This window comes from Azorhizobium sp. AG788, assembly GCF_004364705.1.
Lineage (GTDB): Bacteria > Pseudomonadota > Alphaproteobacteria > Rhizobiales > Xanthobacteraceae > Azorhizobium > Azorhizobium caulinodans.
Map to the genome: position 1 here is coordinate 15,700 of NZ_SOBM01000014.1, position 22,681 is coordinate 38,380.

At 68.2% G+C, this 22,681-nt stretch carries 7 protein-coding genes; 3 read left to right on the top strand and 4 right to left on the bottom strand.

Annotated features, from left to right (window positions below; genetic code table 11):
• Positions 1–183 precede the first annotated feature (183 nt).
• From DFO45_RS25470 to DFO45_RS24660, 4 genes are all read right to left on the bottom strand, one after another.
• Positions 184–16,854 carry an autotransporter-associated beta strand repeat-containing protein gene (locus DFO45_RS25470; RefSeq protein WP_166657250.1) on the bottom strand — a complete coding sequence of 5,557 codons (16,671 nt, stop codon included), beginning with the start codon at positions 16,852–16,854 and terminating at the stop codon, positions 184–186.
• 483 nt (positions 16,855–17,337) lie between these two features.
• Positions 17,338–17,685, bottom strand: coding sequence for a DUF779 domain-containing protein (locus DFO45_RS24650; RefSeq protein ID WP_133866961.1), 348 nt, complete (start codon positions 17,683–17,685; stop codon positions 17,338–17,340).
• A gap of 149 nt (positions 17,686–17,834) precedes the next feature.
• The gene (gene adh, locus DFO45_RS24655) at positions 17,835–19,352 is read right to left on the bottom strand and encodes an aldehyde dehydrogenase (protein WP_012170445.1); all 1,518 of its coding nucleotides are present in this window, start codon (positions 19,350–19,352) and stop codon (positions 17,835–17,837) included.
• 133 nt (positions 19,353–19,485) lie between these two features.
• Positions 19,486–20,451 (bottom strand): helix-turn-helix domain-containing protein, encoded by a 966-nt coding sequence (locus DFO45_RS24660; RefSeq protein ID WP_133866962.1) that lies wholly within the window; start codon positions 20,449–20,451, stop codon positions 19,486–19,488.
• 273 nt (positions 20,452–20,724) lie between these two features.
• Between DFO45_RS24660 and DFO45_RS24665 the strand changes: the two genes are divergently transcribed.
• From DFO45_RS24665 to DFO45_RS24675, 3 genes are all read left to right on the top strand, one after another.
• On the top strand, positions 20,725–21,627 hold the full coding sequence (locus DFO45_RS24665) for a hypothetical protein (RefSeq protein WP_133866963.1): 903 nt from the start codon (positions 20,725–20,727) through the stop codon (positions 21,625–21,627).
• 180 nt (positions 21,628–21,807) lie between these two features.
• Complete coding sequence (locus tag DFO45_RS24670) at positions 21,808–22,230, top strand: cupin domain-containing protein (RefSeq protein ID WP_012170448.1); 423 nt, start codon at positions 21,808–21,810, stop codon at positions 22,228–22,230.
• 122 nt (positions 22,231–22,352) lie between these two features.
• The coding region (locus tag DFO45_RS24675; RefSeq protein WP_208299867.1) for a hypothetical protein at positions 22,353–22,681 on the top strand (329 nt) is incomplete at its 3' end.

Genomic DNA, 22,681 nt, shown 5'->3' on the forward strand with positions numbered 1-22,681 from the left:
GGCGGTGGGAAGGTCGCGACAGGGGGAGTACGCAAGGCGCCGGAACGCCGTTCGCAAGACGGACAGGGGCGTACGATGCGCTTAGGGGCTCGACCGCGAAGGAGGGCGCCGCTCGATTAATCGAGCGATGACTCAGTGACGCCATCCGCCTCAGTCGCGCCGCGCACCGCCGGCGGTCTTTTGTCAGAACCTCAGCGAGAACTGTGCAGAGACGGCATTCTGGCTCGCCTGGGCGGCGATCTGGCCCGAATAGTTCACCTGGATGGTGGCAAGGTCGGACAGGGCATAGGCGAGGCCCGCGCCGGTGAGGAGCGTATCGCGCGCGATGGGCAGGCCCTGCACCTGGAACGGCGCCGTGCTGCCCACGAAGGCCATGTTGGCGGTGGACGCCGTATCCCCGAAGGCATGCTGCCAGCCCAGGGTCAGGCTGGGCGTCAGGGTCCGGCCGCCGAGGGTGAGCGAGGTGGCCGCACGGGCGCCCAGCGTGCTGTAGAGGGTCTGCTGCCCGCCGACCTGCATGGTCAGGTTCGCGCCGCCGACGCCGGTCTCGATGGCCGACCCGCTGGACACCGCCACATAAGCGAGGCCGGCGAAGGGCTCCAGCTCGTAGCCGGCAACGCCCATGCGGTAGGACGCCTCGCCGAACACCTGCGTTGTGCCCAGCGTGTATCCGGCGCTCTGCGCGGCGCTAAAGCCGGAGAAGGCCACGGTGCGGGCCACCTGAAGGTCGTGCCACGTGTAGGACACGCCACCGCGCAGCCCGATCGGCCCCTGCTGCGCGCCGAGATAGAGGCCGACGCTGTAATTATCCATGGTGCCGGAGGCGTTGCGGGCGTTGGCGTCGAAGCGCGTCTGGCTGAAGCCGCCGACGATGCCGGCCTGGACCATGTCGAGCACCGTCGCGTCGAGACCCGCGAGGAAGCCGCCCACCGACGAGGAGAGGCTCGCTGCATTGCCGTTGCTGAACAGATTGCCCCAGCCGCCATAGCCCTGCGCCCACAGCGTCGGCGCCAGATCGCGGCTCAAGGCCGCCGTGCCCGGCCCACCGAGCCTGGCCGCGGAAGAGAGCGCGCCGGAGCCGGTGGCGGCCGCCTGGCGCAGGCGTGTCCCGACCGCATCGCGCAGATAGATGGACTCCTGCTGGGCGAGCGTGCTCAGCGAGGGATAGATATCGCCAGACAGCTGATTAAGCGCGGGAGCGACGCCTGTGGCCGGCTGCGCGAGCAAAGCGTCGTACACGGCGTTGCCCGCGCCCAGCGCCTGCGCCGCCGCTGCGCTGCTCCCCTGGTTGGGGGTCTGGGCGTAGTCGATGAACTGCGTGCCCGTATAGACGAGGTTCAGATAGACGTTCTGCTGGTCGTAGCTCAGTTCCGGCTGAAGGAAGGCGTAGTTGGACGTGACGCTGCCGAAGGTTCCGATCAGCGTCCCGGATGTCGTGAGGATGGTGACCGTGCTTCGCAGCGGATAGGTGCCCGGCACGGCCGCGACCTGCACGCTGGCGCCGGAGGAGAGCGACACGGTGCCGGTGGCGACGATGAGGTCGTGGGCGCCCTGTGGCGTCACGTCGACCGCATAGATGGCCCCGGTGTTGAACGAGACCGATCCGTTGACGGTGAGGGTGCCCGGAGAATAACCCGGTGCGGCCGTGCCGCCCGCATTCACCGTGAGACCGCCGATCTGCGCCGTGCCGCCGATGACGCCGCCGGCGTTGACCGTGAAGCTGGAGGCACTCGTCGTTCCCGGTGCCATGCGCAGGAAGCTGTTGTCGACGGCGACTGCCCCGGTATAGGGCGCGGAGAACTGCACCTGCCCGCCGCCGGAGAACACGACCGTGCCGGAGCCGGTGATGGCGCCGGTGAAGGTGTAGGTGCCCGAGCGGTTGAAGACGAGGGAGGCGTTGTTGACCACGTCGCCCACGATGTCGCCCGTCGTCCCACCGTTGCCGATCTGGAGGGTGCCTTCGGAGATGAGGGTGCCGCCCGTATAGGTGTTGTTGCCGGTGAGGATGAGGGTACCGGAGCCGGTCTTGGTCATCGAGCCGATGCCGGAGATCACGGACGCATAGGTGCCGGTGCCGGTCTGGTTAAAGACCAGCGCGGCATTGTTGACGATGTTGCCCTGCAGGCTCGCGGCATTGCCCGACAGCGTGCCCGCGCTCACGGTCGTTCCGCCGGCGAAGGTGTTGTTTCCGGTCAGGACGAGCGTGCCGGTGCCAGTCTTCGCCAGGGCGCCGGTGCCGGAGAGGGCGCCCGAAAGGGTGAGGGTCTTGTCCGCATCCACGGCGATGCCCGCTGCCGAGCCGGCCCCGCCGAGGAGGACGCCGCCGGCATAGGTGAAGCTGCCGCTCGCCTGCAGCGTGCCTCCGCCGTTGAGGGTCAGGCCGCCCTGGCCGAGCGCCTGCGCCGACAGGAGGCGCAGGGTGCCGCTGTTGATCGTCGTGCCCCCGGCATAGCTGTTGGCCCCGCCGAGCGTGAGCGTCCCCGTTCCGGCCTGCGTCACCGAGCCGGAGCCCGAGATCACGCCATCGAAGCGCGTGGTGCCCGCCTGGTTGAAGACGAGTGCCGCGTTGTTCACCACATCGCCCAGAATGGAGCCCGCAGCGCCGCCGTTGCCGATCTGGAGGGTGCCGGCGGAAATGGTGGTACCGCCCGAATAGGTGTTCGCCCCCGAGAGGATGAGCGTGCCGAGGTCGGTCTTCTCCATCCCCGTGCTGCCGGTGAGAGCGCTCTGGATGGTTGCGACCCTGGTGGCGCCGGCCGCCGTGCCGTCGCCGACGCGGATGATCGCCGGCCCCGTGCCGGTGAGCGCCAAGGCTCCGCCGCCCACCACATAGCCGGTCTCCACGAACTGGAGGCCCGCGACGGAGACCTGCCCCGCGCTGTTGTCCACCGTCACCGTTCCCGCAGCCCCCTGGAAGACGGCGAAGGTGCCGTTCCACGGCAGGGAGATGTCGCCGCCGGCAGTGGTCCAGTTGGTCTGGGCCCCGGCGGTCCAGGTGCCCGAGCCGCCGACCACCGTGCCGGTGGGCGTGGTCTGTGCTCCGTTCCAGAACCGAACGGAACCGCCGCTTTGCGCCACCACGAGGTTGACCTCACCTCCCACGGAGGTCTGCACCTCGCCGCTGAAGCCGCCGCTCAGTGTGGCGAGGTCGAGCCCGTTGTCGGTCAGGGCGCCCGTATAGCTGACGATCCGGTAGAGGCCCGAGCCGAAGCCGGTCGACTGCGTGACGTTGAGCGTTCCATCAAGCGTCACGTCGCCATTGACGGTGAAGACGCCGCCGCCCGCCGGGTTGCCGAGCGTCACATTCACGTTGGCGCCGGGGTTGAGATCGAGACCGCCCATGGTGAGGCCGGTGGGCTGCGTGCCGGAGAGGACGCCGCCGGTCAGCACGCGCACGGTGCCCGCGATGGCGCCGGTGCCAGAGAGCGTCGTCTGGTCCCGCACCGACACATCGCCGGCGAGGCTGCCGGTCAGCGCCAGCGCGCCGCCCGCGATGTCCGTGCCGCCGCTATAGGTGCTGGCGCCGCTCAGCGTGAGCGTGCCCGCGCCAAGCTTGGTCAGCGATCCGCTGCCCGAGATGGTGTCGGCGAAGGTGATGGCGTCGGAGCGGTTGAAGACGAGCCGACCATTGTCGGCCACATTGCCGGCGATGGCGCCGCTGGTGCCGCCGTCGCCCACCTGCAGCGTGCCCGAGGCGATGGTGGCGCCGCCGGTGAAGGTGTTGCTGCCGGTCAGCGTCAGCGTGCCGGTGCCGAGCTGCGCCAGTCCGCCGGCGCCGCTGATGACGCCGCCGAAGGTGACGGCATCGCTGCGATTGAAGGCGAGGCTCGCCCCGGACGCGACGGCCACGTCGCCGGTGATCGACCCCGTCGTGCGGCCATTGCCGATCTGGAGCCGGCCCTGCGTGACGGCGGTGCCGCCGCCATAGCTGTTGGCCCCGGTGAGCACGAGGGTGCCGAGGTCGGTCTTCTCAAGTCCCGTCGTGCCCGTGAGTTCGGAGCCGATGGTGACGGTGAAGCCCGCGCCGGCGCTCGTTCCGTCGCCCACGCGCACCGGGGTGCGGCCGGACGTGGCGGCGAGGGCGATGCTCCCGCCGTTCACCGCGTAGCCGTCCACCATGAATTGCATTCCGGTGGTGGTCACGGAGCCGTCGACGGTGACGGTGCCCGCGGTGCCGGAGAAGACGGCGAACTGGCTGTTCCAGGCGCGCGACTGGTTGAGGGGCGAGGTGAGCCAGTTCTGGCTTGAGCCCGCCGCTGTCCAAGTGCCGTTGCCGCCGTGGACCGTGCCGTCGGGCGTGGTGGTGTTGCCGTTCCAGTAGAGCATGTCGCCGCTCAGCACGGCGAGATTGACCTCGCCCGGAGCCTGCTGGATCTCATAGGCGAAGCTGGTGGGCGTGGTGCCGAGCACGAGCCCGTTGTCGGCGCTGAGCGTCGTGTAGGACAGGAGCCGGTAGACGCCCAGCGACATGGCGCCGCCGTCGGCCACATTGAGGATGCCGTCGAGGGTGAGCGTGTCCGCGGAAAAGGCGGCTGTGCCCGTGTTCGCCCCGAGCGTCACGTTGACATTGGCGAGATCCGCGAGGGACAGGCCCGCCATGGACAGGCCGTTGAGCCCGCTCACGCCGGCCACCATGGCGTTGAGGATGCCTCCGTTCTGTACCGTCACCGTCCCGTTGACGGAGGGCCCGCCGGTTCCGTCCGTTGCGCCCTGCAACGTGGCGCCGGACTGAACGAGGATGGTGCTGGCGAGGGTGACGCCGTTCGGAAGTTCGAGGGTGCCGGCGGAGACGGTCGTCCCCGCGCCCGCGCTATTGGCACCGGCGAGCGTGAGCTTGCCGCCACCCTGCTGGATCAGCGCACCGGTGCCCGTGATTGCGCCGCCGGCGGTCACATCGTCGGAGCGGTTGAACATCACCGTGCCGCTGTTGGCGATAGCGCCGGCAAGCGAGCCGCTGGTGCCACCGCTGCCGATGCGCAGCGTGCCGGCGGAAACGGTCGTTCCGCCCGCATAGCTGCTGGTGCCGGCGAGCACCAGCGTTCCCGGACCCGCCTGCGTGAGCTGGCCGGAGCCGGAGATCATTCCGCCGAGCGTCAGCGTGGTCCCCGAGGCGGGGGTGAAGATGCCGTTGCCGGTCAGCGTCACCGCACGATCGGACGCGAAGCTCGCGACGCTCAGCAGTGTGCCGCCCGTGAGCGAAAGCCCTCCTGCGGCATTGCCGAGAGAGGCGTCCGAGGCGACCTGCAGCACACCTGCCGCAACCGTCGTGCCGCCGGAATAGGTGTTCGTGCCGGTGAGGACCAGCGTGCCAGCCCCTGCCAGTGTCAGACTTCCGGGGCCGGACATCGTGCCGCCGAGGGTCAGGGTCGTGCTCGCGGCGGGCGAGAAGGTCCCGTTCGCCGTCAGGGCCACCGCGCGGTTCGTGGTAAAGGAGGCGGTGGTGGCGAGCGTTCCGCCGGCCAGCGTCAGGCCGCCGGCCGCCGCGCCGAGATTGACATCGGCGGCGACCAGGAGCGTGCCGGCGGAGAGGATGGTGCCGCCGCTGTAGCTGTTCGCGCCCGTGAGCGTCAGCGTGCCCGAACCGGCCTGGGTCAGCGTGCCGGCGCCGGAAATGCTGCCTGCAAAGGTCACGGCGTCGGAGCGGTTGAAGGCGAGGGCGGCATTGTCCACCACATCGCCCGCGATGCTGCCCGATGTCCCGCCGTTGCCGATCTGGAGCGTGCCGGCGGCGACTGTGGTGCCACCCGAATAGGTGTTGGCACCCGTCAGCACCAGCGTGCCGCTGCCGTACTGGGTGAGCGACCCCGTGCCGGAGACGATACCGGCGAAGATGGCGGTGTCGGCCCGGTTGAAGGCCAGCGCCGAAGCGTTGGTGATGTCGCCGGTGACGCTGCCGGTCGTGCCGCCGGCACCGATCTGCAAGGTGCCGGACGCGATGGTGGTGCCGCCGGAATAGGTGTTGCTGCCGGCAAGAATAAGTGTCCCGGCTCCGGACAGGGTGAGCGCGCCCGTGCCCGAAATCGCGCCGCCGACCGTCAGGCTGGTGGCCGAGGCGGGCACGAAGGCGCTGCTGCCGGAGAGCGTGACGGCCCGTCCGGAGGTGAAGGAGGCGGTCGTTGCCAGCGTGCCGCCGGAGAGGGTGAGTGCGCCCGACGCATCGCCGAGGTTGGCGTCGGAGGACACACGCAAGGTGCCGCCGGTGACCGTCGTGCCGCCCGTATGGCTATTGGTGCCGGAGAGGGTGAGCGTGCCCGTTCCCGCCTGCGTCACGGTGCCCGAACCTGAGATGGCGCCGCCGAAGGCGAGCGCATCGGAGCGGTTGAAGACGAGGGCGGCATTGTCCACCACATCGCCGCTGATGCTGCCGGAGGTGCCGCCGCTGCCGATCTGCAGCGTGCCGGATGCGATGGTGGTGCCGCCCGAATAGGTATTGGCGCCGGTGAAGACGAGCGTGCCGGCGCCGGACATGGTGAGCGTGCCGGCGCCGGAGAGCACGCCGCTGAGCGCCAGCGTCGTGGCGCTGGCCGGGGCGATGCTGCTGCTGCCCGTGAGCGTCGCGTTCCGGGCAGAGGAGAAGGAAGCCGTCGTCGCCAGCGTGCCGCCCGCGAGCGCCAGAGCGCCGGACGCATCGCCGAGATTGCTGTCGGAGGCCACCTGCAAGGCGCCGGCGGAAAGGGTGGTGCCACCGGAATAGGTGTTGGTGCCGGACAGGACGAGCGTGCCCGCGCCGGTCTTCGTCAGGCCGGCCGTACCGGCGACGACGGTCGCGATCTCCGCCGAGCCGCTGTCCACCTGGACATAGGGGGCGTCGCCGCCGGCCTGCGCCACCAGCGAGAGGATCCCCGTGCCGCTCAGCACATAACCGGAGGCCGCAAATTGCAGGCCACTGGCGCTCACCGCTCCGCTGACATCCACAGTGCCGGCAGTCGCCGTGAAGATGCCGATGCCGCCGTCGATCCAGTTCTGGGCGATGGTGCCATTGACGTTCGTCCAGTTCGACGCGGTCCCGCTCCATGTGCCGGCGCCGCCGGAGATGGTGCCGCTTCCGGCTGTGCCCGCGCCGTTCCACCACTGGGTCGAAACCCCGTCCGCTAGCGCCACGAGATTGACCTGTCCCGCCACCGCCGTCTGGATCACGCTGGAGGCGAGGGCAGGGGGGGCGCCCGAGAGCATCAGCCCACCGCCTGTCAGGATGAGGCTGCCGGAATAGTCGATGAGCCGGTAGCTGCCGGTCTGGAAGGTGCCACCCCCGTTCACCGTGAGGAGCCCGCCAGCCAGCGTGAGATTTCCGCTCACGGCAATGCGGTCGTTGAGCCCGCTCGAAGGGCTGTTTGGCTGTGCCAGATCGAAGGCCAATATGGCGCCGGAGGACACGGTAAGGGCCCCGACCGACAGGGTGCCCGGCGTTCCGGACACGCCGGGCGCGAGCGTCGTCCCGCTCGCCAGCGTGACCGCGCCGCCGATGGAGCCGCCGCCGCCGAGCGTCGCCCCGCTGGCCACTGACACGGCGCCGGCGATGGAACCCGACACCAGCAGCGCGCCGGCCGAGACGGTCGTTCCGCCGGAATAGGTGCTGGTCCCGCTGAGGGTGAGCGTGCCCGATCCCGCCTGGGTGAGGGTGCCCGAGCCGGAGATGGCGCCGCCGAAGGTGAGGGCATCGGAGCGGTTGAAGACCAAAGCGGCATTGTTCACCACATCGCCGCTGATGCTGCCCGAGGTGCCGCCGTTGCCGACTTGCAACGCGCCGGCCGAGATCGTGGTGCCGCCGGAATAGGTGTTGGCGCCAGTAAGGATCAGCGTGCCGGCGCCGGACATGGTGAGGTCGCCAGTGCCGGAGAGCACGCCGCTGAGGGTCAGGCTCGTGGCGGAGGCCGGGGCGATGGCGCCGGTGCCCGTGAGCGTGATGGCCCGCGCGGAGGAGAAGGCGGCCGTCGTCGCCAGCGTGCCGCCCCCGAGCGTCAGAGCGCCGGACGCATCGCCGAGATTGCTGTCCGAGGCCACCTGCAGGGTGCCGGCGGACAGGGTGGTGCCGCCGGAATAAGTGTTGGTGCCGGAGAGCACCAGCGTGCCGGCCGAGCCCTTGTTCAGCGAACCGGTTCCCGAGACGATGCCGCTGAGGGTGAGGGTGCCAGCCCCCGTCGTGAAGACCGAATTGCTGCCGGACAGCGACACCGCGCGGGCGGATGTAAAGGTGCTGTTGCCGGTGTTGAGGATTGCGCCGGCCAAAGCGAGGCTGCCCGCAGCATCGCCGAGGTTGCTGTCGGCCGAAATGACCAGCGTCCCGGCCGAAACCGTGGTGCCCCCGCTATAGGTGTTGGTGCCCGCCAGGGTGAGCCGCCCCGCGCCGGCCATGGTCAGACTGCCGGTTCCGGAAATGACGCCGCTGAGGGTCAGGACCTTGCCTGCGGCGGGCGCGAACGTGCCGCTCCCGGTCAGGCTGACGTTACGCGCGGTGGTGAGGTTCGCAGTTGCCGAGAGCGCGCCGCCGGAGAGCGTCAGCCCGCCGGAGGCGTCGCCGAGGTTGGCGTTGGAGGAGATTTGCAGCGTGCCTGCCGAGATCGTCGTCCCGCCGCTATAGGTGTTGGTCCCGGACAGGGTCAGCGTGCCAGTGCCGGCCTGCGTCACGGCGCCGGAGCCGGAGATCACGCCCGCGAAGGTCACGGCATCGGAGCGGTTGAAGGCCAGGGCGGCACTGTTCACCACGTTGCCGAGGATCCCGCCCGTGGTGCCGCCGTCGCCGATTTGCAGCGTGCCGGCGGAGATGGTTGTGCCGCCCGCATAGGTGTTGGTGCCGGTCAGCACCAGCGTGCCCGCGCCGGCCTTGGTGAGGGCCCCGCTGGGGCCCGATACCACGCCGCCGAGCGTCAGGGTCGTGCCATTGGCGGTCGAGATCGTGCCGCCCGCCGCCCCGAGGGCGAAAGCGCGGGTCGAGGAGAACGTGGCCGTCGTCGCCAGCGTGCCGCCGGACAGAGAGACGGATTTGCTGAGGTCACCCAAGGCGTTGTCCGCGGCGACCTGCAGCGTGCCGGAAGAGATCGTGGTGTTGCCGGTATAGGTGTTGGTGCCGGACAGGATCAGCGTGCCGGCACCGGCCATGAGGAGCGCACCAGACCCGGAGATGGTGCCGGAGAGCGTGAGGGCTGTTCCGCTGTCGGGGGCAAAGCTGCCGGTGCCGGTCAGGGTGACGGCGCGGGCGGACGTGAGGTCGGCGGTGGTCTGAAGCGTGCCGCCCGAGACGGTCAGGCCGGCCGCAGCGTTGCCCAATGCGGTGTCGGAGGCGATCTGCAGGAAGCCGGCGGAGACGATGGTGCCGCCGCTGTAGGTATTCGTGGCGGTCAGGGCGAGCACGCCGTCGCCGGAGAGCGTCAGAGAGCCGGTTCCGGCGATGACGCCGTTCAGGGTCAGTGTCGCGATGCCGGCGGGAGCGAAGGACCCGCTGCCTGTGATCGTGATGCCGCGGTTCGATGAGAAGGTGCCGGAGGCGGCCAGGGTGCCGCTGCCCGACAGGCTAAGCCCCCCCGACGCGTCGCCGAGCTTCGCATCCGTGGCGACCTGCAGTGTGCCGGCGGAAATAGCCGTGCCGCCCGTGTAACTGTTGTCCGCGGTCAGGGTCAGCGTGCCGGTGCCTGCCTGTGTCACCGATCCGGCACCCGAGATCGTGCCATCGAACGTCACGTCGTCGGAGCGGTTGAAGACGAGGGCGCCGCCATTGCTCACATCGCCGGAGATGTGCCCGGAGGTGCCGCCATTGCCGATCTGCAGCGTGCCGGTCGAAATGAAGGTGCCGTTGCCATAGCTGTTCTCGCCGGTAAGCGTCAGCGTGCCGGTGCCCGCCTGGGTGAGCGAGCCGTTGCCGGAGATTTCGCCCGCAAAGATCGCGGCGTCGGTGCGGTTGAAGACCAGCGAACTGTTTCCGTCGAGGAGCACATCCCCGGCGAGGCTGCCGGATGTGGCGCCGTCGCCCACCTGCAGCGTGCCGCCGGTCACGGCCGTGCCGCCCGTGTGGGTGTCCGCGCCGGCGAGGATGAGCGTGCCATCGCCGGTCTTCGAATAGGCGCCGCTGCCGGAAATGCTGCCGGTGAGGGTCAGCGTCAGGCCCGGGTCGATGTTGATGGCGCTGTTCCCGGTCACCGAGACCGTGCGGGCGGAGGAGATGTCCGCAACGACGGCGAGCGTGCCGCCATCGAGGGTAAGGCCGCCGGTGCTGGCACCCAGATTGCCGTCACTGGACAGTTGCAGGATGCCGCCAGACAGCGTCGTGCCACCGGAATAGCTGTTGAGGCTGGACGCCAGAACCAGCGTCCCCGAGCCCGCCATGTTGAGCCCGCCGGTGCCGGAGAGCACGCCGGCGAGCGTGAGCGGGGTGCCGGTAGAGGGGGCGACCCCGCTATTGGCGGCGAGGGACACGTTGGAGCTGTAGGTGAGCGACGACGTGGTGGCCAGCGTGCCGCCGGAAAGGGTGAGGGCCCCTGAGCCGAGATTGTTGGCCGTCGCGATCTGCAGCGTGCCGCCGGAAACAGTAGTGCCGCCGCTGTAGGTGTTGGCGCCGCTGAGCGCCAGCGTGCCGCTGCCCGCCTTGGTCAGGCTGCCGCCGCTACCGGAAACCACGCCCGAAAGCGTCAGGGTCGTGCCCGTGGCCGCAGAAACCACGGAACTGCCGGACAGGAGCACAGACCGGCTAGAACTGAACGTGGCCGTGGAGGCCAGGGTGCCACCTGCCAAGGTCAGGGCGCCGGTTGAGTCACCGAGGTTCGCGTCGGAGGACACCTGAAGCGTCCCCGCGGAGACCGTCGTGCCGCCAGTATAGGTGTTCGTCCCGGACAGGATCAGCGTTCCCGTCCCCGCCTGAGTCAGCGAGCCGCTGCCGGAAATCACGCCGGACAGGGTGAGCGTCGTGTCCGAGGACGGGACGAAGGTGGCGAGGCCGTTCAATGTCACAGTGCGGGTGGACGAGAACGTTCCCGTGGTCGCCAACGTGCCGCTCGTGAACGAGATTACCGTACCGGTACCGAGGTTGGCGTCGGCCGACACCTGAAGCGTGCCCCCGCCGCTTATGGTGGTGTTTCCCGTATACGTGTTGGTCCCGGAGAGGATGAGCGTGCCACCGCCGCCCATTCTGAGAAGGGTACCGGAGAGCACCCCGGACAGCGTGAGCGTGGTGCCAGTGTCCGGCTTGATGAAGCCGTTGCCGAGGATCACGGCCCGGTCGGAGCTGAAGCTTGCCGTGGTGACGAGGTTGGTGCTGGACCCGCTGAGAGTGAGACTTCCTGAGGCGTCACCCAGATTGGCGTCGGCGGACACCTGCAGGGTTCCAGCCGAGACGGTCGTGCCACCGCTATAGGTGTTGGTCCCGGACAGCGTGAGGGTGCCGCCACTCACCTTCGAGACGGCGCCGGTGCCAGATATTGTGCCGCCGTAGGCAAGGGTATCGCTGCGGGAGAAGGTGAGCGTCGCATTGTTCGTGACGTCGCCGGTGATGCTGCCGGTCGTTCCGGCATTGCCGATCTGCAGCGTGCCTGACGATATGGTTGTGCCGCCGGAAAAGGTGTTGGCGCCCGTGAGGATCAGGGTGCCGGCGCCGCTCTTGGTAAGTCCGCCCGAGCCGGTCATCCCGCTCGAAATGGTTGTCGTTCCTGAAGGACTGATGGTGGCGGCGCCGGTGAGGGAGATGGCGCGGGCGATTGTTATTGACGCGGTCGTGGCCAGCGTGCCGCCCGCCATGGTCAGGGCGCCGCTCGTATTGCCGAGGCGGGTGTCGGCATTAATGCTCACGGTGCCGGAATTGATGGTCGTGCCGCCGGTATAGGTATTGACCCCGCCGAGAACCAGGGTCCCGGCGCCCGACATGGTCAGGGCCCCACCATTGCTGATGACGCCGTTCCAGGTGACGGTCACGCCCGCTGCCGGTGCGAATATGCCGCCGCTGCCAGTGGACAAGGTGGTGGCGCGCGAATTGGTAAAGGTTCCCGTGACGACCAGCGTTCCGCCCGAAAACGTGACGCCCCCGCTGGTACCAAGGCCGCTGTTCGCCGCAATCTGGACCGTGCCGCCCGCGATGGTGGTGCCGCCGGTATAGGTGTTGACGCCGGAGAGGACGAGCGTGCCGGCGCCGTTCGCCGTCAGTCCGAAGCCGGTCCCAGAAACGATACCGCTGAGCGTCAGCGTCGTGCCGGTGGCGGCGGAAACAGAGGAGCTGCTGGTGAGGGCCACATTCTTGGTGGAAGTGAACGTGCCGGTGGTGGACAGGGTGCCACCGCCAAGGCTCAGCGTCCCGGTGCCGAGTGCCGTATCGCTGGCGACCTCCAATGTGCCGGCGGAGATGGTGGTGCCGCCTGAATACGTGTTGGTGCCGCTCAGTATGAGCGTGTCCGTGCCAATCTTCCTGACAGCCCCGCTTCCGGAGATCGCACCGGCATAGGTGAGGCCCGAGTTGAAGGTGACGGTGGCGTTGTTCACGATGTCCGACGAGAAGCTCGTCGCGTTGATCTGGAGGGTGCCGGCGGAGACGGTTGTTCCACCCGTATAGGACTGGGTACCGGACAGGATGAGGGTGCCGCTTCCGGCTTTCGTCAGCGTGCCGGTGCCATCCACCGTCCCCGTCAACGTCGAGGTGGTCGCAGTGGCGGCGTTGATCGTGCCGCCACCCGTGCCGAGATGGAACGTGCGACCACTGGAGAAGTCGGCACTCGTCGAAAGGATGCCGCCGCCGGAGAGCGTGACCTCACCTGAGGTGGCGCCCAGGTTCCCGTCACTTCCCACCGACACCGAGCCTGCCGCAATGGTCAGGCCGCCGGAGAAGGTGTTCGTCCCCGAAAGGGTGAGGGTGCCCGAGCCGGCCTGCGTCACCGAGCCGGTGCCCGAGATGACGTTGGAATAGGTGACATTGTTCGACCGGCTGAACACCACCGCGCTGTTGTTGGTGATATCGCCCGCGACAACACCGGAGGTGCCGCCGGCGCCGATCTGCAGGGTGCCGGCGGAAACCGTCGTGCCGCCGCTATAGGTATTCGTGCCCGAGAGAACGACGGTGCCGGGCCCGTTCACCGTCAGCGCGCCCGTGCCGGAAACCACTCCGCCGAGCGTGAGGATGGTGTCGGCGGCTGCCGAGATGCTGGAGCCGCTGGACAGGGTCACGTTCCGGGTGGAGCTGAATGTGCCCGTGGTGGACAGGGTGCCGCCTGCGAGGGTCAGGACCCCGCTGCCGAGGCCCGCATCGGTTTCAACCTGTACGGTGCCGGCGGAGATGGTGGTGCCACCGGAATAGGTGTTGGTGCCTGTCAGGATAAGCGTGCCGCCGCCCGCCTGCGCCAGGGTTCCGGTCCCGGAGAGGGTGCCGCCATAGGTTACGCTGTCCGACCGGTTGAAGATCAGCGCCGCATTGTCGGTGATGTCACCCGTGATGCTGCCCGCCGTGCCGCCGCTGCCGATCTGCAGCGTGCCGGTGGAGATGGTGGTGCCGCCGGAATAGGTGTTGGTGCCGGTGAGGAGGAGAGTGCCCGCCCCGTTCACCGTGAGCCCACCCGTGCCGGACAGGACGCCGTTGAGCGTCAGAGTCGTCCCGCTGCCGGGGCTGAACGTTCCGGTTCCGCTCAGGCTGACCTGCCGGTTGGAGGACAGGGTGGCGGTCGTTTGCAGCGTGCCGTTGGAGAAGGTCAGGGCGCTACCCGTATCGCCCATCGCGTCGTCCGACGCGATCTGTGCGGTTGCGCCCGAAATCGTCGTGCCGCCGGTATATCCGTTACCAGCCTTGAGGACGAGGGTGCCACCGCCCGTGGCGGTCAGCGCGCCACCGCCATCGACCTGGGTATCGAGCGTCAGGGTCTGCCCCGAGGCCACGCTGAAGGTGCCGCCCGCCGTGTCCAGATGGATGGCGCGCGTGGTCGTGAAGGAACTGGTGGCCGCGAGCGTTCCCCCCGCCAGCGTCAGCGCGCTGGCGCCGTCGCCCAGATTGGCTTCGCTCGCCACCGAGACGGTGCCGGTGTTGATGGTCAGCCCGCCCGTAAAGGTGTTCGTCCCAGAGAGCGTGAGCGTCCCTGTCCCTGTCTTGAAGAGGGCGCCAGCGCCGGCGACGACGCCGGAGAGCGCGGCATTAAAGCTGTTGGTGTCGATGGTGCTGGTGGTTGCGGATACGAGGGCCGCATTCACCGACGTGTTCAGGTCGGCGCCGATCACCTGGATGGTGCCGCCGCCGAGATTGAATTGATACGTGCCGCTGCCGGCAAAATTACCCACCAGCCCGTCGCTGCCGCCCACCTGGAGCGTGCCGCCCAGGAGATCGTAACGGCCGTTGCCATACGCGGAGAGATAGAGGTGCGAGCTTTGCGAGATCGTCAGCGTGCCGCCGGTCTGGATGATCGTGCCGGTGCCCTGGTTGGCGGCGCCGCTCTCGCGATTGCCCAGGATGAGGCTGGCGGGGCCGTTGGCGTCCGTCTGGACCACGACGGTGCCGGAGCCGCTGATATTCAGCGTGCCCGTTGAGGCCGGGCGCGAGCCGGTGCTGCGGCCGAGATTGTTGATCCCGCCCACCAGGTTCAGCGTCCCCGCGCTGATGTTGTAGGTGCCGGCGCCGCCCTGGTTGCCGATATTGAGGGAGGCGCAATGGGTGAGGTCGCCGCAGGTCGGCTGCACGTTCACGGTGCCGCCGCTCTGATTGACCGTCCCGGTCCCGCTCCAGTCTCCCACCTGCAGCGCCGTGCCGATGTTCAGCGTTCCACCGGAGACGGTTAGTGTCCCGGTGTTGCCGTTGCCCGTGCCGATGGCGAGATAATCCACCGACGAAGTGCCCGAGGTGACGGCCAGGCCGCCGTTCTCCACATGGGTCTCGCCGCCGGTGATGGTGGCGTTGGACAGGGTCAGCGTGCCGGTGCCCTGCTTCGTGAAGATGCCGTACGAACTGTCCCAGGCCTGCCCGCCATTGGTGATGGTGCCCTGGAACGTCGTGTTGCCGTCGCCGCTGACGATAAGCGTGCTGGTGTTGGTCTGGACCTGACCCGAGCCCGTCAGGGCCGCGATGGTCTGGTTGGCACTGAGGGCGAGGATGGCGCCCGACGACACGTCCACCGCGCTGCTGCTCGAAAGCGCGCCGGCGGCTCCGGCCGTGAGGGTGCCCGCCGAGACCGATGTGGCGCCGGTGCGGCTGTCCGTTCCCGTAAGCACGAGCGTGCCCGCGCCCAATTTTGTGATGTTGCCCGCGCCCGACAGGTTGCCGCTCAGCGTGGCCGACCCCGAGGCGAGACTGAGCGTTCCCGTTATCCCGCTGTCCACCACCACCGCATTGGCAAGGCTGGTGCCGCTGGTGAAGGCGAGGGTGCTGTTGCCGGTGAACCGTGCGGTGCCGCTGCCGAGCGCGGTGCTGGCGCCAGCGGAGATGGTCCCGGCGTCGATCAGCGTTCCGCCGGAATAGGTATTGCTGGCCGAAAGGGTCAGCGTTCCCGCCCCCGACTTGCGCAATGCGCCCGCGCCTGAGAGGACGCCAGACAAGGTGGCGGTCGTGCCGCTGGTGTTGATCGTCGCCGTCTTGCCATTCACCAGCGTCATCGCGTTGGACGTGGTGAGCGCGCTTCCGGCGATCAGCGTGCCGTCTCCGAAATTGAACTGGCCCGTGCCCCTGATGCCGTTGGTGCCACCGACGGTGAAGCTGCCGCCGCTGAGGTTGAACGTGCCGGTTCCCGACCCGAAGTTCAGATAGCTGGAGCCGGAAAGGGCGAGTGACCCTCCGGTGAGATTGACGGTGCCGGTGGAGCCGGAGACGCTAGCCAGTACCAGCGTGGTGGCGACGGTGGCCGAGCCGCCGGAGATGTTGAAGCTGCCCGTGCCGCCGGAGGACGCGCCGAAGATGATCTGGGCGGACCCGCCGGCATTCTGGACCGACAGCGTGCCGGCCGACAGATTGTAAACACCGCTGCCGCCCGTGCCGTAATTGCTGACGTCGCTCCCGAACCTGATCGGGTTCGAGAGGGCCAGCGTGACGACGGAGCCTGCGCCATCCTGCGTGATGGTCCCTGATCCCTTCGAGTCGCCCACATAGAGCTGCCCACCGGCGAAGCTGCCGGTGGTCATGGAAAATTGGGCGTTGTCAGAGATCGTGAGCGTGCCGCTCGATGCGGTTCCGGATCCGCCGGCGCCGGAGGTGCGGGAGCCGATATAGGCGGTCATGCCGCCCGACGCGGCGTCGAAGACGGCGTTGCCCGACAGGGCAAAGGTTCCGGTGCCGCCTTGTGTGCCAAGATCGAGCGAGCCCGCGCTGCTGAAGCGCACCGTGCCACCGCTCTGGTTGAACAGGCCAGTCACGCTGCTGCCGCGCCCGATGGCGAGCCCGCCGTAGTTCAGGCTGCCGGCATTGGCCACATAGAGCAGCTCGCCATCGGTCATGTTGAGCGTGCCGGTGCCGCCGGTCGTGTTGGTGGCGCCGCCGCCCACCCAAATCCGCCCGATTGACGTTCCGGGGGCCGTGCTCGTGTCCGCGAGGTTCACCTGGATGGTGCCGCCGGCGAGATTGAGCGTGCCGGCGCCTCCGTTTCCGATCTCCATGCGCCCGGCGCTGGTGCCGGAGGTGGTGTTCAGCGTCAGCGTCGTGCTGCTGCCCACCGTAATGTCGGCGTCTCCCGAGGCCGTGCCGATCGCGAAGGGAGATGTGTTGAAGGTGAGCAGAAGCGTTGAGGCGGTGCCCGGAAAATTCCAGCCGGGACTGGCGACGAATGTCGAGCCGCCCTGGGCGGTGATGCTGGTGGGTTGGCCGATGGTGATGGCGGAATCGACGGCTGTGGTGAATCCGTTCTGGTCCGTCACGATCACCGAATCCGCGCGGGCCTCCCGTGCGCCGCCGGCGGGAAGGATGAGAGACAGGAAAGCCACGCCCGCAGACAGGCGTGCTGTGCGTCCTCTCTGCAATCGGGTCAAATCCCGCCCCCAAAACATCAAATCTGATTTCCGCCGCGCCAAACGGCGTCACGGAATGCAATGAAATTTCGAGCTACGTTTTTGAGGGCATGATCGCAACGCGCCGCCCCGCCCCATCCCCATGGCACTTTTGTACCTTATTTTAAGAATGGTCCGGCGTGCAAATCCCAGATTGCATGAATGCTTCTCGCCAACTTTTGCGGGGTGTTTTCCGGTCGGAAATCGAGGCGCCGGAACGGGCGAGGTGGTGGCTAATCCCTTGAATTTGCAAAAGAGGGGGCTGTTTCTTGAGGGCCCGCTTTGCCGCTGTTTCACCCGTGCCCGGCGAATCGGAGAGCAGCGGGGTGCGGACGCAAACTGGCCGCGCAATCGTCAGCGGTCTGCACCTGCGTGTTTGGTGGAGGTTTTAATGTACCGACGTGGGTTGGGATGGCATCCCTAACCTGCGGCGCAGACGTCCGAGCGGATCAGGAAGCGGCGCTCGCGACCATTGTCGAGGGAGAATATCCCGCCTCGCCCCGGCACCACGTCGAGGGTCAGCCGGGTGTGCTTCCAGACCTCGAATTGCAGGCCACCGATATAGAAGGGGGTGTCGCCGATCTGGCCCAGCAGGACATCGCGGTCCCCGACCAGGAAGTCGCCCCTTGGATAGCACATGGGCGAAGAGCCGTCGCAGCAACCGCCGGAGAGATGGAACAGCACGGGTCCATGGTCCGCGATGATTTCAGCGAGCAGCTGAACAGCGGCGGGCGTCGCGTTCAGGCGGTCGAGAGGGACGGTCCCCATGGAGCTGATCCGGAAATCAAAGGCGGCACCGCGGGGAGGAGGTTCCCGCGATGCCGGAGTGGGCGAAGGTGCCGTGTGTTCGGCGGCCGGGCGGGCCGCCGAGCTTCGGGGCAGGGTCCGGATGTTTGGGATGCCGGTCCTTGGTGGTATCAGAAGAAGCCGAGCTTCTTCGGGGAATAGCTCACCAGCATGTTCTTGGTCTGCTGGTAATGGTCCAGCATCATCTTGTGTGTCTCACGGCCGATACCCGACTGCTTGTAACCGCCGAAGGCCGCGTGGGCCGGATAGGCGTGGTAGCAGTTGGTCCAGACGCGGCCGGCCTGAATGGCGCGGCCGAAGCGATAGGCCCGCGTTCCGTCCCGCGTCCAGATGCCCGCGCCGAGGCCATAGAGCGTGTCGTTGGCGATGGCGAGCGCTTCCTCGTCGTCCTTGAAGGTGGCCACCGACACCACGGGACCAAAGATCTCCTCCTGGAAAACGCGCATCTTGTTGGTACCCTTGAAGACGGTGGGCTGCACATAGAAGCCGCCGGCCAGATCTCCGGGCAGTTCGTTGCGCGCGCCGCCGATCAGGACCTCGGCGCCTTCCTTCTTGCCGATGTCGAGATAGGCGAGGATCTTCTCCATCTGCTCGCCGGAGGCCTGTGCGCCGATCATGGTCGCCGGGTCGAGCGGATCGCCCTGCGTGATGGCGGCGACGCGCTTCAGGGCCTTCTCCATGAAGCGGTCATAGATGCTCTCATGGATGAGCGCGCGGCTGGGGCAGGTGCAGACCTCGCCCTGATTGAGCGCGAACATGACGAAGCCTTCGATGGCCTTGTCAAGGAAATCGTCGTCCTCGGCCGCCACGTCCTTGAAGAAGATGTTCGGCGACTTGCCGCCGAGCTCCAGTGTCACGGGAATGAGGTTCTGGCTGGCGTACTGCATGATCAGCCGGCCCGTGGATGTTTCGCCGGTGAAGGCGATCTTGGCGATGCGGGGGCTGGAGGCGAGCGGCTTTCCGGCCTCGAGGCCGAAGCCGTTGACCACGTTCAGCACGCCGGGAGGCAGAATGTCCGCGATGAGGCCGATCAGGACGTGAATGGAGGCCGGCGTCTGCTCGGCCGGCTTCAGCACCACGCAATTGCCGGCGGCGAGCGCGGGCGCGAGCTTCCAGACCGCCATGAGGATGGGGAAGTTCCAGGGAATGATCTGGCCGACCACGCCGAGCGGCTCGTGGAAATGATAGGCCACGGTGTCGTGGTCGATTTCCGAGATGCCGCCTTCCTGCGCGCGGACGACGCCGGCGAAATAGCGGAAGTGGTCGATGGCGAGCGGAATGTCGGCGGCGGTGGTCTCGCGGATGGGCTTGCCGTTATCCCAGGTCTCGGCGAGCGCCAGCGTGTCGAGATTGTCCTCCATCACGTCCGCGATGCGCAGCAGCAGGCGGGCGCGCTCGGCGGCGCTGGTGCGGCCCCAGGCGTCCTTGGCGCGGTGGGCGGCATCGAGCGCGGCTTCCACGTCGGCCGCGTCCGACCGGGCGATCTCGCAGAGCACGCGGCCGTTCACCGGCGAGCTGTTGTCGAAGTAGCGCCCCGACTTCGGCGGCACATACTGCCCGCCGATGAAATTGTCGTAGCGCGGGGCGAAGGGCACCTTGGTGGCGCGGGCGAATTCCGGCTTGTTCATGGCTTGCCTCCCTTGGTCGACGTTTGATGCGTCGTGAAGGCATGGTCCGTCGGCCGGGACCGGCTGTCAGCGGGGGCGGGCGGCCGCGCCGGTGCCATGTGTCGCAGCCCTGCGACACTGTGCGGTGCAATATTCAGTTGGCCCGTTCGAGGCCGAGCTTTCCCAGCTTGCGGTGAAGGGTCGCCCGCGAAAGGCCGAGCTGCCGGGCGGCCGCCGTGACATTCCCTCCGGCGCGGATGAGGGCACGCTCCAGGATGGCCCGCTCAGCCTGCCGCAGCTCCGCATCGAAGCCCTGTCCGCCTGCCGCTCCGTCGGTCAGCGACAAAGGCTTGCCGATGACTGCGCCGAGATGGCGGTAGGCCTGCCGTGCGGCGCGGGTGGCACCGACGATGATGTCCTCGCCGTCCACCGCGAGCAAAGCGTGCGGCGACCAGTCATCGGTGCGCGCCACCACGATGCGGGCGTTCGGGAAGGCCTGGCGGAAATTCTCCGCCTCGATCCGCCGGGCGGCGTCGCCCGTGGCGAGGGCGATCACATTCACCAGTTCTTCCGTCAGGCCGCTCCGGCAGGAGGAGACGTCGAGGGCGGCAGCGATCTGGCCCTCATGATCGTGGATCGGCACTGTGGTGCACGACAGGAGCGTGTTGCGGGCGAAGAAGTGCTGGTCGCGATGGATGGTCAGCGCCCGCTGCTCGGCAAGGCAGGTGCCGATGCCGTTGGTGCCTTCGTGCTCTTCGCTCCAGATACAGCCCGGCCACAGGCCCCACCGCTCGAACGTGTCGTCGTCGCCGGCAAGGCCCCTGCGTTCCACAGGAATGCCCTCCCGGTCGGCGATCAGAACGCAGCATCCCATCCCGCCGACGGCGAGGAAGAGCCGGTCTAGGCTCGCCTGCGCGGCCCGCAGCATGGGCTCGAGCCGCTGCCGCGCTTCGGAGAGCTTCTGCTGTTCCAGCCGCTGGGGCGAGCGCCGCTCCGTGGGGTCGAGGCGATAAAGGGCGACGGACCGCTGCCAGGAGGCAACAAGGGCGGAACTCACCGCCCCGCCGGAACGGATGGCGGTCTCGATCCTGTCGGCATGCTGCGACGAAACCCTGTTCATCACTGGCTCCTCCCCGGAGGTCTCCGCCAGCGTCGCGTTTTCGCGCCGACTGGCGGTGTCGGTCTGGACAGACGGCATCGGTCCGACCGGTCTTTTGCCGCAACTATAGCGGCGGCACGCCGGGACCAAAAGCGGGGCCGCGGATCTGTGATGGGCGGGCGTTCGGGCTGCTGTCATCCCCAGGGGGGGCCGTGGGGACTCCCAATCCGGTTCCATTGGATTAAGACAGAGCCGGGTGAGATGGATGGCACGTCGTGCCTGGGATGAATCCTGATGGGCGAGATCCGGCCTCTGCTGTCGGCGGACGATATTCTGGCGCATCCCCGGTTCGGGCTGGCGCGGGAGATGTATGTTCGCGAACTGCTCGAAATGCACGAGAACCAGCCGGCCGAGAACCGGCTGCTGATCGATGGCGGCACGGCGACGATCTTCATGAGCGTCATCATCATGGACGCTGGCCATCGGCCGGAGGACCGCGCAACATGGCCGACCATGCAACTGCTCAAAGGGCAGATGGAGACCCACGGCATCGCGAGCGGGCGCCGGACCCATGACATCGTCCGCCGTCTGGTGGATACCGGATACATCTCGGCCTACCGGGCGCCCGACGATCGCCGCGTCACGTTGCTGGCGCCGTCGGACAAGATGCTGACCCACGATCGGCGGGCGCTGCGGGTCTATTATCACCCGCTGCACGTCCTGTTTCCGGATCCCGGATATCCCGAACCGGTCAACCACGACCCCGTCTTCCACTGGATCGCACGCGACATATGCGCCGCGTTCCTGGCGCATGCGCAGCAGTTCATCCTCGCCAATCCGGTGATCGCCTTTTTCCTGCCCCGGCAGGCCGGGCACATGATCCTGACCAAGCTCATGCATCTGTGCGCCCATCAGGACGATCAGGCGGCGCCGCAGGTCTCCTTTCTGAAGATCGGCGACAGCTTCGGCGTCTCACGCACCCATGTGCGCAAGCTGCTGCAGGCGGCGGCGGAACTCGGCTTCGTGCGGCTGTCCGGCAATAGCGTCGACGTCACGCCCGAGTGCCGCGCCGGCTTCGACCGATTCCTGGCCGACACCATGGCTGGCCATGATCTGATCTATCGCATGGCTAAGGCGCGCATGGCCCCCGCCGAAGACGCTGCAGCGGCCCCCATGGCGAGCGTCGGCGCGGCGTGACGGTAGAGGGTAACCTAAAACGTTGCCTTTCCGCTTTCCTTTGCCGATGCAGGCGAAAAGTTCCGTAACGCCCGCTCAGCGGCGCCTCTAATGTCCGGTGCGTCGGGACGGGGCGCGCGGCTCATCAGGTGACCAGCAGCGGCATCGTGGCGACGGAAGCCTCAGCATCGGGGGGATGTCATGGTACCCATTGTTGCCGCCGACATGCTCGCGCGGATCCATGTGCACGGCGCGACGGACCCGTCCGTCAACTGGCTCGGGGCCTTTGCCACCTGCGGCGGGCGGGGCGCGAGCCAGTCCTCCACCATCGTGTATGAAATTCCGCCCGGCGGGCGCCTGGGCTGGCACACCGATGCCACGGAAGAGACCCAGTACATTCTCGCCGGGACCGGCGAACTCCTGATGGAGGACGGCAGCCGCACCATTGGTGCTGGCAGCGTCTTTGCCCTGCCGCCGAACGTGCGGCACGACATCGTCAATACCGGCAGCGAGACGCTGCATGCGGTCGCCTTCTTTGCGGCGGCCATGTTCACCCAGACCTTCGATCAGGTGATGCTGCCGCCCGACACGCATGTGCTCGGGACGCCGAACCGCAACGGCTGACGTCCGGCGCTGAAGCGCCCTCTCTTCTCTGAACGGATCGGCCGGCGCGCCTCGGAGCGCCGGACGCGGGCTGCTGGCCGCTCGCCGGGCACGGCCGAAGACCAACAGGCAAAGCTCCCTTCATGATGTCCCAGGTCGCAGACGTTGCCCCGTTCCCCTCCGCTTCCGCACGCGCGGCGGCCTGGACCGGCCGTCCGGCGGGTCGCTCCGCGCGGCTGGCTGCCCTGCTGCTGGCCACGACTGCGCTCTCGGCCCCGGCGGCCAGGGGCGGGGAACTCCCCACCTCGGGCAGTGTCGTCTCCGGCAGCGCGGCGATCTCGGCGCCGTCCGCCACCAGCGTGCTCATCACCCAGACGTCGCGCAATGCCATCATCAACTGGGGCTCCTTCTCGGTGGGCGCGGGCAATGCCGTGCGCTTCGAGAATGGCGCGGGAGCAACGCTGAACCGCGT

What these genes read in the sequence shown, in the direction of transcription:
- DFO45_RS24660 (WP_133866962.1), bottom strand. Translation starts at nt 20,451, where the DNA reads ATGAACAGGGTTTCGTCGCAGCATGCCGACAGGATCGAGACCGCCATC.
- DFO45_RS24650 (WP_133866961.1), bottom strand. Translation starts at nt 17,685, where the DNA reads ATGGGGACCGTCCCTCTCGACCGCCTGAACGCGACGCCCGCCGCTGTT.
- DFO45_RS24665 (WP_133866963.1), top strand. Translation starts at nt 20,725, where the DNA reads ATGGGCGAGATCCGGCCTCTGCTGTCGGCGGACGATATTCTGGCGCAT.
- adh (WP_012170445.1), bottom strand. Translation starts at nt 19,352, where the DNA reads ATGAACAAGCCGGAATTCGCCCGCGCCACCAAGGTGCCCTTCGCCCCG.
- DFO45_RS24670 (WP_012170448.1), top strand. Translation starts at nt 21,808, where the DNA reads ATGGTACCCATTGTTGCCGCCGACATGCTCGCGCGGATCCATGTGCAC.